Annotated in this window: 11 protein-coding genes; 6 read left to right on the top strand and 5 right to left on the bottom strand. The window is 60.6% G+C overall.

Translation table 11 applies throughout. From position 1 onward, the window contains the following. Positions 1-5: 5 nt before the first annotated feature. Genes L904_RS07265 through traA form a run of 3 tightly spaced genes read right to left on the bottom strand, consistent with a single transcriptional unit; the run spans position 6 to position 7407 of the window. A complete protein-coding gene (locus L904_RS07265; protein ID WP_020810004.1) occupies positions 6-2468 on the bottom strand; it encodes a zeta toxin family protein in 2463 nt (820 codons plus the stop codon). Between the two features lie 2 nt (positions 2469-2470). Next, positions 2471-2740 (bottom strand): hypothetical protein, encoded by a 270-nt coding sequence (locus L904_RS07260; RefSeq protein ID WP_020810003.1) that lies wholly within the window; start codon positions 2738-2740, stop codon positions 2471-2473. A 29-nt stretch (positions 2741-2769) separates the two neighbouring features. Continuing rightward, positions 2770-7407, bottom strand: coding sequence for a Ti-type conjugative transfer relaxase TraA (traA, locus tag L904_RS07255; RefSeq protein WP_031233815.1), 4638 nt, complete (start codon positions 7405-7407; stop codon positions 2770-2772). A 221-nt stretch (positions 7408-7628) separates the two neighbouring features. Here traA and L904_RS07250 point away from each other — a divergent pair, with 221 nt between their 5' ends. The 3 genes from L904_RS07250 to traG are packed head-to-tail and all read left to right on the top strand — an operon-like array spanning position 7629 to position 10055. Continuing rightward, complete coding sequence (locus L904_RS07250) at positions 7629-7916, top strand: TraC family protein (RefSeq protein ID WP_020810001.1); 288 nt, start codon at positions 7629-7631, stop codon at positions 7914-7916. Then, a complete protein-coding gene (locus tag L904_RS07245) occupies positions 7906-8139 on the top strand; it encodes a conjugal transfer protein TraD (RefSeq protein ID WP_020810000.1) in 234 nt (77 codons plus the stop codon). The genes L904_RS07250 and L904_RS07245 overlap by 11 nt, the downstream gene beginning before the upstream one ends. After that, the gene (traG, locus tag L904_RS07240) at positions 8136-10055 is read left to right on the top strand and encodes a Ti-type conjugative transfer system protein TraG (RefSeq protein WP_020809999.1); all 1920 of its coding nucleotides are present in this window, start codon (positions 8136-8138) and stop codon (positions 10053-10055) included. The genes L904_RS07245 and traG overlap by 4 nt, the downstream gene beginning before the upstream one ends. A 5-nt stretch (positions 10056-10060) precedes the next feature. On the opposite strand, the gene L904_RS07235 is transcribed toward traG, so the two are convergent. Next, positions 10061-10303 carry a hypothetical protein gene (locus tag L904_RS07235; protein ID WP_020809998.1) on the bottom strand — a complete coding sequence of 81 codons (243 nt, stop codon included), beginning with the start codon at positions 10301-10303 and terminating at the stop codon, positions 10061-10063. A gap of 105 nt (positions 10304-10408) precedes the next feature. Further along, complete coding sequence (locus tag L904_RS28335; RefSeq protein WP_245303276.1) at positions 10409-10831, bottom strand: hypothetical protein; 423 nt, start codon at positions 10829-10831, stop codon at positions 10409-10411. 310 nt (positions 10832-11141) lie between these two features. On the opposite strand from L904_RS28335, the gene L904_RS07225 reads away from it, so the two are divergent. The 3 genes from L904_RS07225 (at position 11142) to L904_RS07215 (ending at position 13584) form a co-directional block, all read left to right on the top strand. Further along, complete coding sequence (locus L904_RS07225) at positions 11142-11456, top strand: WGR domain-containing protein (protein WP_020809996.1); 315 nt, start codon at positions 11142-11144, stop codon at positions 11454-11456. 294 nt (positions 11457-11750) lie between these two features. Then, positions 11751-12593 (top strand): hypothetical protein, encoded by an 843-nt coding sequence (locus L904_RS07220; RefSeq protein WP_155246258.1) that lies wholly within the window; start codon positions 11751-11753, stop codon positions 12591-12593. 163 nt (positions 12594-12756) lie between these two features. Next, complete coding sequence (locus tag L904_RS07215) at positions 12757-13584, top strand: hypothetical protein (RefSeq protein ID WP_020809994.1); 828 nt, start codon at positions 12757-12759, stop codon at positions 13582-13584. Positions 13585-13824 lie beyond the last annotated feature (240 nt).

Here is a 13824-nt window from a genome sequence, read left to right as displayed (position 1 = left end):
TGGGATCAACGCCGCATTCCGAGCTGGGGCGTGCTCGTAACGTGGCGCGTCTGCCGAAGGGACCTATCCTGCAGCGCACCGGCGCGATCCTGAACGAGCTTGAGTGAAGCAGCCTGCTCCGGCGTTATCCCAAGGGAAGACGCTAACCTCGTGACATTTCCCCCTTTCAGGTCAGCGCGATCCGCCGAGGAAAGACGTTTGGTCATCGCCAGGGTGATCTTCTCAAGCTCACGGCGGAGGGCTGGATCGGCATCCAAGCGACGTACCTCCTCCTGGTCAGTACCGGACATCAAGGCGGAGAGTTCCTTCGACGGCCTGGGAACCTCTACCCTGTGTCGCGCCTGCTCCTCGCGGTGGTGAAGGTTGATTTGATGCCGCTCGAAATCGACCGCCACCCCATAATCCACCAGTGCCGCCGCGAGCCTCGGCGCATGAGCCTGGGCAGATTGGCGAGCCGGACTCGGTCGCTTTAGCCATGTACGCCCCTCCCCAACCATCTCGCCAAGTCGACCCTCACGAACATCATCGCCGGCTGCAGCACCACTGCCGGCATCGCGGATGTTCAGCACCGAAAACGACACCGCCTGGCTGTTGCCGAACACGAGCCTCGACAGATTGTCGATCTCGGCACGCTTGTCGGCCAAGCGAACGGAATTCTGCAGGCGCGCGTCGATTTCGCCCGCGCTGAGATCCGGCAGGTGCCTCGCAGGAACGAGTGGTGTGCTGCGGACCGGCGCGCCGTCGCGACCCAGACCCAGCGTCCGCTCGTTTGCGGCAATGCCCTCCACGAAAGCATCCGCAGCGCGACGCTGCTGCTGGCCGAGGCGATCGTGCCGCGCCGTCTCCCCAAAGACCGCCCCCATCATGGCCTGCGCCCGAGTGCGATTGGCGATATCCTTCGTGCGTAGCCTGAGATCATCCCGCATCGCCCGCAGGGGCGTTCCCGTCTCATCGACCACTGCGGATACGATCGCCTTCCGCTCGGCAAGCGCCATGTTGCGTCCAACCTTCCGCCGCGCTTCATCGATCGCCGCCGCGTATCCGGGCTCAACGATTTGAGTCATCGCCGCGTCGGCCGACATCGGACCGGCGGCAACTTTATTCGCCGCCCGCGCGAGGGTCTTGCGCATCCCAGCACTTTCGAGCCAGGCATCCGCGACATTGGTGAGGCGCGACATGCGGTCCGTGGGGCTGAACACATCCCGGTCGATCGCCGCTCGATCAAGCGCGACGCCAAAATAGTCCGTCAGACGCTTGCGTATCCCTTCCGATGTTTCCACAGCGAGATCCGCCGGCAACCGATGGGCCGCGGGGAATTCGCTGCTCGCTTGCTTGTCCTGAACAATGGCGCGTGTCGCAACGATCCTGCCGTTCTCAGGGAGAAGACCAAGATCGCGTGCCGCCTCGATGAGCCGCAGCGCCATGTAGCTCTGGGAGAGACGCCCGACGGCGTGAGCCTCGACATTGCCGATCGGCCGGCGCTCGTGATCACGCAGGGCATTGTCGTAGAGCTCGACGAACAGGCCGAGCGCATCAGCCTGGCGTTGGAAGATGGTCCGCGCCCGCCGTGCGTCTTCGCCGTCGGCCTCGCGTCGTTGCGTGAGCAGATAGTTCACATCATCGGCGGCGCGCATACTTACCTCGGCAATCAGGTCCGCCGGGGCTCTTCGTTCTTCCATCCGGCTCAGAACATAACTCCAGTCGTCGGCAAATCGCTGGAGTTCCGAACGGCCCATCGGCCGAGCCTGCTCCGCTTCCAGTGCCTGCCTTGCGCCGGGGCGATGCAACCACTCTCCTTGCCGCCTCTCGTTATCGTAGAGGATCGCGCCGCCACGCGTGCGCAATTGCACCCGATCGGCCATGTGCTCGCTTTCGATCTTCTCCAGACTCATGCGAAGCCCGTCGACGGCGGCGTCATGAATATGCTGCGGCGGAATGCGCGCGGCGTCGCCGAGACGCAGCATTTCCTCGAAGCGATAATGATTACCTTGCCAGCTGAGGCGCGGATTGACGGCAACAGCGCGGACCTCGACGTCGTAGCCAGCCTCGCGCGCCATCCCTATGACACGAGCGACGTTTTCGGGGGTGCGCATCGTCGTCTCGAAGACGATGTTCACCTTGCGCTCGGCCGCCGCCGCCAGCAGTTTTTCCGTCCATCGCCCGGCGTCCACTTGCGTGAACTGCGAGGCAGTCTCCGGATCCTGTCGCTGGAAGCGCAGAAACTGCGGATGGTAGGATCTGAGATCGTCGCCGACGATGCGGATCGCCGAGCCAGATTGTTCAAGCTCCGCATGGCTGGCGATCAGCACGCCCGTCTTGCCGGCGCCTGGCTGGCCGCCGAGCACGATAAGGCGCGGCCGCTCTGCCGGCGTCATTGTCGTCGGCAGATAATCGGGAAGAATGTCATTGCGGAAAATGCTCTCGTTCCTCTCACGCGAGAGCGGGCCGGATGCCTGATCCTCCGCCATGATCAGAACTCCGCCCAGAAGCGGGTCTCGTCCTGCACGCGCGGTCCCCAGACCGCGATGACGTTCTCGACAGCATCACGGCCATCGGCGGAAAGGCGCTGCTGGACATCGATGAGATCGCGACGCCGCTGGCGTAGCGCCTCAGTTGCCACCGGGTCCGTACCCTCAAGCTCGTAGACGCGGGCAGTGACGATGGCACGCGCCTGGTTGAGGATTTCGATGGCGATCTCGGTTCGGACGATCCCGTCGTAGGACGTTTTCTGCTCTGTCATGTGCTTTCCTTTCGTTCTTCAAAAACTGGCTATCGAATGAGACCGCGGGCGCGATCGATGGCACGGCGCTGGCGCTCGGATATGATCTCCTGGCTGCCGTGCGTCCGCACAGTTTGCTGTACGACCTGCAGGCGCTCCCGCATCGCCTCGAAGGCGCGGCGCTGCGCCGGCGAGACGCGATTGATGACATCCGTCTCGCCGCGCAGGATCGCGTTTCTGCCAAAGCGCTCGTCAAGCGCCCGGCTGACAGCGGCGAACTCTCGGACGATGTCAGGATCGAGGGAGCGAGCGGCGGTCTCGATCCTGGAACTCTTTGCCTTTTCTTGTTTCTGCTTCTTCAGGTCGGCGACGAGGTCGAGAAGAGCTCCTTCGGCCGCCGGTGACAGACCGGGAATTGCAACGGACATGCGCCGACGTTCTTCCCTGATCGCCTGGCTCTCCGCATCGAGCGCGCTGACCCAGGATGCGCCGAGCGAGCGAACCCTGCTGGCGGCTTCAGGCACAGCCTGGAGCGCGTCTTTCCGCTCCCGGCCGACGGCGAGCAACTTGTCCATGATGCGGTCGGAGCCGCGCAGCGCACCATAGGCAGCGGGATCGTTTGTGACCGCCGCCGCAATCCGTTCGCTAGCGATGCCCTTCACGATCAGGTCCTCGATCTTGCCCACCGCGCCGGCGGGATCGCGCCAGATGCGTCCAGCGGTCTCGGTAAGTGCTGAAAGATGATGTCGATAATGCGGGACGGCGATCGCCCGTGCGCGGGCTTCGTCATCCACCGGCGTCTTGAACTCGACGACGGCGGCAAGCATGGGAAGCATGGCTATGCTCTCCTTTCCGGCCTCGACACTCGCGCCGGCGACGATCTTTGATCGATCCTGTTTCTCCGCAAGATGCTGCTCGTCGCTGAAGCGCCTGATAACCTCGAACAGGCGCACCAGCTTTTCGCGGCGCTCATCGGTCAGGTCTTCCGACATACGCTCGGCAACATTGCGCTCGGCGGTCGCATCGACCTTCGCGGTGAAGGCGCTCCAGCCGAAGCGCGCGCTCAGCGCGTCGCTTACCGCTTTCACCTCCTGCACGATCTCTCGATCTTCAACGGCGAAGGAGAACGCGGTCTTATAGGCATCGTCACCGCCCTGCTTGCGTACGGCCTCGATTTCCACGAGGCGCGCCATGGCCCGTTTCGACATCGCCGGGATCGACAAGGACATATGAGCACGGCGGGTCTTCTCGCGATCCTGGAAGCGACCCTCATTCCTGCGGAACTCCGTCGCGTGCGCGCGTGCCAGCGGCACCAAGTCATTGAGTGCCGCCATCGCTGCGGTCCGTTCATCGCGTGCCGCCCGTCCGTCGACTATGAGATCAAACCCGCGCAGGCGACCGAGACGGTTCGGAGCCATCGCGAGATCGTCGGCGAGCTTGCGGGGATCGATCGCGGAATTCGAAGCGAGCGCATTCAAGCGGATCAGCGCCGCATCCGGATCGCGATAGACCTTCTCGAGAACCGGCCGCAGAATGGCCTCCCGCTCCTTCCAGCGTTCGGACAAAAGCTGCGCACGGCGGGCATCCTGCTCGACGCTGCGGGTGAACGTGGTGGTGGGCGGGATCAGATGGTAGCCACCGACCGGGATATCCGCCGCGACAGTCGCCGCCGGTGCCTCATTGTAGGAGATGCTGCGTTCCCGTTCGATAGCAAAGCCAAGCGCCACGCTCGCCCGCTCCCAAAGCCTCGCCACCTGCCCTCGCTTCTCCGCAATCCACGCCAGCCGCCGCGAGACGCCCTCCTCCATTCCGGCCACGACCCCGGTGAGCGTGTCGATACCGCGCCGCCGGGCAAAGTCGCGGGCATGGGCCTGATAACCTTCCTCGCTCTCGAAATCGAGCGTCGTTGTCTTTGCGCCAGAGCGGCCGAGACGCTCGACAAGCTGTTTGAACAATTCCGGGCGGTGGCTCCCGCGCTCGATCCGCTCTCGACGGACATCGGCCGTTTCCTTCAGCTCCGCAGTCCAGACATTCCGATCAACCGTTCGTTCCTCGAAACTCTTGTTCCCTGTTTTCTCGTCGACGACAGGGACGGTGACCGTGACCCGTTCGACGCCATCCTTGCGCAGCGTCACGGTGTCGCCTTCCGAGACGCCCCCCTCTTCCAGCGCCTTCGGCAGGCTGACGCCCCAGAGCCGATGGACTGCCCCGTCATCGGTCTTCATGTCAGCATAAGGACTTTCGTCCGCGTCTTCATCATTAGGCCGGAATTTCGCAAGACCGGTTTCGACGAGCTCGCCGGTGACACCCGCGGCATGATCGGCGCGTGCCGCCCTGCCCCATTCCAGCTTTGGCTGGAAATCTTCTTTGGCCGCATAAAGGTCGACGCGTTCGCGATGGCGGGTCATCGACACATAGGTGAGGTGCTGGTCCATCATGCCGGTTGCGAGCACGAAGGTCCGGTCGACGGTTGCCCCTTGAGATTTGTGAATCGTCGCGGCATAGCCGTGATCGATGTTGCGATAGCTGTCCTCGCTGATGACGACGTCGCGGCCATTGTCGAGACGCACCGAAAGAAGCGGGCCGGCGCGTTTGTCGCCGGTCGCAACGATCGTCCCGAGCATGCCGTTCTTGACGTATTGCGGGCCCAGACGACTTGCCCGCGGTTCAAGGAACCTGGCGTTCTCAAGGAAGATGATGCGGTCGCCGGCGGCAAACTCGCGCATCCCCCGCGCCGTATGGAATTCGCGCGCGCCGGTGAGTGCGCCGTCGTCCATCATCACCTTGCGCAGGGCTTCGTTCAGCTTGCGAACGTCATCGTTGGTGTGGGCGAGGACGAGCAACTCGTCGCCGCGAAGGCGAGGTCCGTTTTCTTGATCCCGGGATGCCTGAACGAGGGAGCGGCGCGCATCCGCCCAGTCTGAAACCATGCGGCCGATGATCTCGTCGCGCGTTTCGCTTTCGACAAGGCGGCCATGTGCGGCATAGGCATCAAGACCCTTTTCCACCTCGCCACGCGCGAACAGGCGCGAAGCTTCGCGCGCCCACTCCTCGCGCTGGCGGCGCACGCCCGCAAGTTCGGTAAAGCCGATCCGGTCGCTGATCGCGCGGAACGCTGCGCCCGCCTGGATCGGCTGAAGCTGCATGGCGTCGCCGACCAAAACGGCTTTCGCGCCGGCCTCCTCCAGGACCTTGAGCACCCGCGCCATCTGCTGTGATGACACCATACCGGCCTCGTCGATGACGAAGACGTTGCCCCTTCCGACAAGATCCCTTCCGTTCGCCCACGCCAGTTCCCAGGAGGCGAGCGTGCGTGACTTGATGCCGGAACTGTCTTCAAGTCCTTCTGCTGCCTTACCGGCAAGCGCTGCGCCGAAAACCCGGCGATCGTCCCTTTCCCAGGCAACGCGGGCCGCGGCCAGCAGCGTCGACTTCCCCGCACCAGCAAGACCGACGACTGCGGCGACGGCGTTCTCACCGGTGACATGCCTGACGGCATCGACCTGTTCCGCATCGAGCTTGAAAGGCTTTTCTGGATCGGCCGTTTCCACCTGTCGCACGGCGGCGGCAATCTTGGCATCGGCAACGCCGAAGCCGGTTCGCTTCGACAAGACCTCTGCCGACTGCGCCATGTCAAATTCGATGCGCAGGATTTCGCGCGTGGTGAAGACAGCGGGCTCTGCGACCTTTCCGCTCTGATCGTCAATCCGCTGCGGCTTCAGCAGCACGAGATCGTCGGAAGTCATCAGCCGCGCGCGTATATTGGCGAAATCGGTGGGATCGTCGACATAGCGATGCAGCGCCTTGGCGATATCGCGCTCGTCGAAAGTGGATCGTTCGTTGGCGAGCTGCTTCAGCAGAAGCTCCGGTTCGGCCAGCAGCCGGTCGGCCATTTCCTGCCGACGGGCGAGATCGGCCGGCGCGAAATACATCTCGATCCCCTTACGGGCGAGTGCTGCCTTTTCCGGCCCGAGGTGTTTCTGCGCGATGCCGTCGAGGCCCTGTTCGGCATAGGAGCGACCGTCGAAGCGGATATCATGTCCCGCAAGGGCTAGATGTCGATTGGCCGTTCCCGCCCAGGCGATCTTCCATGCCTTCATCGTTTCCTTGTCGCCGGCCCAGATCTTGTAGACGATCTTACCGTTCGGCCGGTCGGGCGTGACGACACGCAGCGGTTCTCCGTCCTCGCCCAATACCGCCACCTTCTTCGGCCCGAACCCCTCTTCCGTCAGCGGCCTGAGCGTCGTCATCAGATGGATGTGCGGATTGCCGTCTTTGTCGTGGAATACCCAATCGGCGACCATACCTTTCGACGTAAGACTGTCCGTGACGAACTCACGGACCAGGGCGATATTCTCCGCCCGCGTCAGCTCTTCCGGCAGGGCGATGATCAGCTCACGGGCAAGCTGCGCATCCGCCCGCGTCTCGAAGGCATCGACCGCGTTCCAGAGAGCCTCGCTGGCCGCAGCCACGGTTTTGCCGTTGACGGCCGTGTTCAGCCAGGCGGGGATTTGATCCGGCAGCGCCAGCTCCTCATGCACGAGCTCGGATGCCCCGCCCTGATAGCTGAAGGACGTGCCGGCCTGCTCGTCCATCATCCGGGCGCGATGACGATAGGCGGCAGCCGAGACGATGCTGCGTCCCGCTCCCCTGCTGATCACCTGCGCTCTGACGAACATGATCGCCAATGCCGTCTCCTGACCTTCCAAGCACGTCGCGCAAGCGACGTATATTGCGCCCTCAAACCGATGGCCTGCCAAGGCCATGCCGCTTTTCCGGAAGACGGCCCAAGCCGGAATTCCGGCATCGACGTTTTGGGGACTTGTGCAACGTAGCTTATTTGACTACTATTTTCTAGTTAGTTAAATCGAAAAGCAGAAAGTTTACTGCAATTGGAAAGGACCAGAATATGGCTGCTAAACCGTCAATTCTCGATATCGATGCGCAAATCGAAAAACTGCGCGAACGCAGAAAAACTTTAATAGTCAAATCAGCTGATCGATTTGCCCGCGCAGCAACGAAATCGGGACTAGCGGAGATGGAGATCGCCGACGAGGAGGTCGATCGCATCTTCGAAGAGATCGCAGCGCGATTTCGCAGAGGGGAGAAGAAAAAGCCTGCTGGCGCATTCGCTGCGCCGCGTGGATCGGCAGGTGGTGGCGCTGGAGCGGCGACGGAGGTTCCTCATGACAGGTGACCGGAAAAAGGAGGCCCGCGAAAAATTCCTGCTCGGCGGCATCGTCGTCCGAGCGGGACTGTCGAAGACCGACCGCGCTTTCCTGCTTGGCGGATTGCTAGAGCTTGCGAGGATCGCGCCGAGCTCGTTCGAACATCGGCGGCTTCGGGGCATCGGCGAGGAAGCTTTCAAGGCCCCTATTCTGGATGGCAACATCCCGCCTATGATCGAGGCGGCAGAATGACAATAAGGGCAAAGCCGCATCCCAGCCTGTTGCTCACTTTTGTGCCGATCACAGTTACCGCGTTTGCCGCCTATGTCATCGGCTGGCGCTGGCCAGAGCTTGCCGTGGGCATGACGGGGAAAACGCAATACTGGTTCCTTCGAGCCGCTCCTGTTCCGGTTCTCTTGCTTGGACCGCTGGCTGGGCTTTTGACAGTCTGGGCGTTGCCGTTGCATCGGCGAAGACCGATCGCGATGGCGACGCTCATGTGCTTCCTATCGGTCGCTGGCTTCTATGTGCTGCGGGAATTCAGCCGGCTTTCACGTTCCGTCGAGAGCGGCGCTGTGACATGGAACCAGGCGCTGTCGTTCCTCGACATGGTGGCCGTCGTCGGCGGTGTTGTCGGCTTCATGGCGACCGCCGTGTCCGCACGCATTTCGACGGTGGTATCCGAACCTGTAAAGCGTGCCAGGCGCGGCACCTTCGGAGACGCGGACTGGCTGTCGATGTCCGCGGCGGGCCGGCTCTTCCCCGACGACGGCGAGATTGTCGTCGGGGAGCGTTACCGCGTCGACAGGGAAATCGTCCATGCGCTGCCCTTCGATCCGAACGATCCGGCAACTTGGGGACAGGGTGGCAAAGCGCCGCTGCTCACCTACAAGCAGGATTTCGATTCCACCCATATGCTGTTCTTCGCCGGATCCGGTGGGTACAAAACCACGAGCAACGTCATTCCGACGGCTCTTCGGTATTCGGGACCGCTGATCTGCCTCGATCCGTCGACAGAGGTGGCACCGATGGTCGTCGAGCATCGGCGGGAGAGACTTGGGCGTCAGGTAATGGTGCTCGACCCGACGAACCCGATCATGGGCTTCAACGTACTTGATGGCATCGAGACGTCGAGGCAGAAGGAACAGGACATCGTCGGTATCGCCCACATGCTGCTTTCGGAAAGCGTGCGCTTCGAATCCTCCACCGGCTCCTATTTCCAATCTCAGGCGCATAACCTGCTGACCGGCCTGCTCGCGCACGTCATGCTGTCGCCGGAATATGAAGGCCGGCGCAATCTGCGCAGCCTTCGCCAGATCGTCTCCGAGCCGGAGACGTCCGTGCTCGCCATGCTCCGTGACGTTCAGCAGCATTCAGCATCCAAGTTCATCAGCGAAACGCTGGGCGTGTTCGTCAACATGACAGAGCAGACGTTCTCTGGCGTCTATTCGACCGCGTCGAAAGATACGCAGTGGCTCTCGCTCGACAATTACGCGGCGCTCGTCTGCGGCAACACATTCAAGCCCAGCGATCTCATCAGAGGCAAAAAAGACGTGTTCCTCAATATCCCCGCATCGATCCTGCGATCCTATCCGGGGATCGGACGTGTGATCGTCGGCTCTCTGATCAACGCGATGATCGAGGCCGACGGCGCGTTCGAGCGCCGCGCCCTGTTCATGTTGGACGAAGTGGACCTGCTCGGCTACATGCGCGTGCTGGAAGAAGCGCGCGATCGCGGCCGTAAGTACGGCATCAGCATGATGCTCCTCTACCAGTCCGTCGGTCAGCTGGAACGGCATTTTGGAAAAGACGGCGCGGTCTCATGGATCGATGGCTGCGCGTTCGCGAGCTATGCCGCGATCAAAGCGTTGGAGACGGCGCGCAACGTCTCGGCACAATGTGGGGAGATGACCGTTGAAGTGAAGGGCAGTTCCCGAAACATCGGCTGGGACACGAAGAACAGCGCATCGCGCAAATCGGAGAGCCTCAACTTTCAACGCCGGCCGCTGATCATGCCGCACGAGATTACGCAGTCGATGCGGAAAGACGAGCAGATCATCATCGTGCAAGGGCATAGCCCGATCCGCTGCGGGCGGGCGATCTATTTCCGGCGTAAGACCATGAATGAGGCTGCCAAAACCAATCGGTTCGTCAAATCCAAGCCGTGAAGAATTCAGGCGTGTTCCTCGCGATCGTATTCGGCGGCGGTCGGCCATGTCGTTGCCTGCATGACGCTGAGCGCAGACTCGATTGCCTTGCGGGCTTCGACTAGATCGCGCCGGAGGTTCGAAGGATCGCTGTAGACACCGTAGCCGTTCGCGATGCGTCCATCGAATCCACGGAGCGCTTCGAGAGCCGTGGAGACATGCCCATCAATTTCGGCGGTTGCGGTAGCAGCTTTCTGAATTGACGACATAGTATCTTCCTCTTCAAAGTTCGTTCGATGGCTTCCGCTGATTTCTTGCGCGCACATTAACAACGGTGAGCGGTGAAAGCGAGTGTTCGATGTCGTCGCTGACCATCACCAATCCGAACGGCAATAACGCTTGAACGGATCGGTCTCGCCGGGCGGTGCGAACCAGTCGACGAACTTCGAATAAGCCATCGCGAAGCCGATGGAGCCGACCGCCATCAGGAAGATCGCCCAGAATGGCATTCCGTTCGCCGCTTCCGGCTTTACCATGGCTGCGAACGAGAGCGGCAGCATGACGACACCGCCTAGAACAAGAACATTGACGACGGGTCGAAACATGCAAAGCAGAAAAAACGCGAGATGCCAGGCACAAAAGAACACGGCCATGGCACTTCCGACAACGATCACGGTGATCAGTCGGACGAAAAACCACGGCAGTCGCAGAACATGGTTGCGTCGAGTGGCCTGTGAAAGGATTCTGGCTCGAGGCTGTGTTTCGCTCATCGCACCCTCTTGTCTGATCAATTGCACACGCGCTCCTAGGCGGCCAAAGGAAGACTAGGTCACTATGGAGATCAAAGCAAGAACGGACTGTTTGGCGAGAACTTCCATCTGTCCAGCGTCGATCAGCCAACCGCATCCAGCGACGATGTCTCCTGCGGTTCAGCGGCTGGCCGATATCGTTGCCGCCTGCAAAAGGGATCGTCACCGAAGGCCGCGCCGGCGAAGCCGGCTCAGGGAGCGACGGAACGGCGCGACTAGAGCCCGGTCGGCGATAGCCGATTTGCCCGACCACCGCTTTTTGCCGCAGCATCATTCCATCAGCAAAATGAATCGTTGCATGGCAATAGATTCAAAACTGTCGTTGGACGGGGTTTCCCCGATCGGCGATTCTTGGGCCATGCTCATTCAACCGTACCAGCTCTATATCGAACGCACGGACCCCGCCAGAAACATGGCGCGCTACTACGCGCTTACGATCGAACCGACGTTGTTCGGAACGCTCTGTCTGACCCGCCGATGGGGCCGCATCGGCTGCAGCGGGCAGATGACCGTAAATCATTTTGAGCGAGAGGAAGACGCGGTGCATCTGTTCCTCGATCTCGTCCGCCGGAAACGGGCTCGTGGTTATCGACCGAAGGCAACCCTGGCATGAACGCATCGCCTGGTGAAGGCAACGGTTAGCGCACGCCTGCAGACTGGACACGAAGAAGGGCGGAGCTGCTCATCGATGATCGTTAGAGGCGTGCGGCGCTGTCGAGCCCTACCGCCCACGGAATGAGCAAGCGACATAGCCTCCGGGACAAACATAGGAGGAGCGCAATGCCATAGCTTCCAGTTGGCACTCACTGAGCGCATCCAAAGTCCTTCAGCAAAATCTTCAGAAAGGCTGGAATTCGGCGATCATATCACCCATACAACCAGTGGTAAAATTATATACGAGGTCATTATGAAGCGTCTTGCGTCCAGAACTGCTATCTCGTTGTTTTGGGGATTGTCTCTTTCCAGTTGCACCGAATCCGCGCCGGACGTAAGCGATGATCAAATTCTCTTGCTGTTCTCTTCCGCTTCCGTGTTTACGTCTGGTGCCGATGCGCCGAAGACGATCCCGAAAAAGGCCGAGGAATGCGTGCGCCTTCTTTCTGGGCTGGAAGACGCGGTCTTCAAGGACATGCCACAGGAAATGCTTGGCCAATTGAAGACCGAATGCCGCCGCACGATCAGCGAGCGCCTGCGTGATCCAGCCCTCAATCGTGCAAACTTGAAGCTCGAACATGTTGAGAGAGCGGAATTTGCTGAACGGCTGACAACCGTTCGCGCGAAGGCGCAGGAGGAAGCACAGGCATTTGCTGTGCGTGAGAACGAGCGCCGTAAAGCCGAACTTGCCAGGCAGGAACAAGACCGGCAACAGCAGCGAATGCGGGAAGTAGCCGATGCGATCAAGGCGGCACAGGTTCAACTGGCGTCGATAAAGGATGAGTTGCCGAAGAGACTTGCCGCAGCTGCAGCCACGTGCGCCGAATTCGACCAGACAAAAGAGAGCCTCCGCCAGCGCGAAGGGCGATCTCCAGTCCTCAACCGCGCATGGCGGCCTAACATCTGCCAGAATAGCTACGCGGAGCGGGCTCGCCGTCAACTGGAACAGATCGAGCAGGCGGTCGAGAAAATGGCTTCGGATAAAAATTCGCTCTTCCGCCCCAGAATGCCTTTCCTTGGCGATGCGGATCCGGACAAAGTCAAGACGGAGATCGAAAAAATGCAGGAAACGATCAGGGATATGAAGAACGCCTGATCGCTGCGGCTCAAATACGAAATTCCAAATTCCCGATCAGCCGACGGATACCTTGAGCATCCGGTACCGGAGTGCCTCACGATTTCTTTGACGTCGGGTACCGCCACTCATTCAGACTTGGGATAGGGTCGCTTCACGACCAAGAAGCAACCGAGGTAGAGCCATGACATCAAACAATCCGGTCGAGCTATGCGAGTCTATTCTTCGCGCCGAGATCAGCTACAATACCGAACGCCACATCCTGCCAAGCGAAAACATCGTGGCGCATCGTTTCCTGTCGAGACAACCGGAACTGGTAGAAGCCTACACTGAATTGGTGGGCAAGCTTCATAAACATCGCAATGCCCTGGAGAGCTGCCTGAAAGCCATCCTCTATACGAGCGCTTTCTGGAGCCCGGGAAAGCTCGATAAGGCACGAAGGGACAGAGAACGGCTAGACGCTGTGAATGCCGCGATCGCGTCAAAAGCAGGCGAGTTGGCACTGCTTCTGGAAGAGCGCTCGGAGCTTCACAATAAGTCGCAATTCCATAGCGATACCCACTACGATGTCTGCGATGTTATCGTCCAGGCGGCGGCTCAAAACCATCGTTTCAACTCATTTGTCCGGCCGGAATTTTCTGCCCTGAGCGGGCAGTACGATCTCAAATATTGGCCTACGCTCGGCGAATTCGCGCATACGCTTTCCAATGATGCTGCCGCAGCAAGATCGCTGGCCTCGGATCCGTTGACGGCTGTCGGCACCAAGGCAAGCCGCGCGTCCCTCGCCGACTATTTCAAGGCACTGTTTGCAGCCATGGAAGAGAACGGAGTCAAAGATCATGGTTTCCTTCCACATGGGTTCAGGATCAGTGACAGCACATTCGCATCGATCGCCGCTTGCGCGCTCGACCTTGGGGCTGACGACATTGTCGATGCCGCTTATGTGAAGAGGTTGCGGCAGAGACAGCGAGAAGAGTCAGTCCGCAACAACGCGGGTGATCGATTGGGCTGAAACCGCATTTTGGGAGGACGTCGTAAGGATGCGCGAAGGTCGCTTCCAGGCTCAGGGCATCGGCAACATGAATCGATTCCGCTCGATCACTTCATAGATTTCGTCGGTGACCACAACGGCAGAGCATCCGATTCTATCAGGTTTTTCTGCCAGAATGAAAGCCTCCTCAGAAGGAACGCTCGCCGAAGAAAGGCCCGCAAGCGTTGACGAAAAGAAGGTCGCGCTCCGCGATGGCCTTGG

Source organism: Agrobacterium sp. LY4 (genome assembly GCF_001526585.1).
GTDB classification, from domain to species: Bacteria; Pseudomonadota; Alphaproteobacteria; order Rhizobiales; family Rhizobiaceae; genus Agrobacterium; species Agrobacterium leguminum.
The sequence above is the reverse complement of the archived record's forward strand: the minus strand, read 5'-3'. Positions and strand labels throughout refer to the sequence as shown.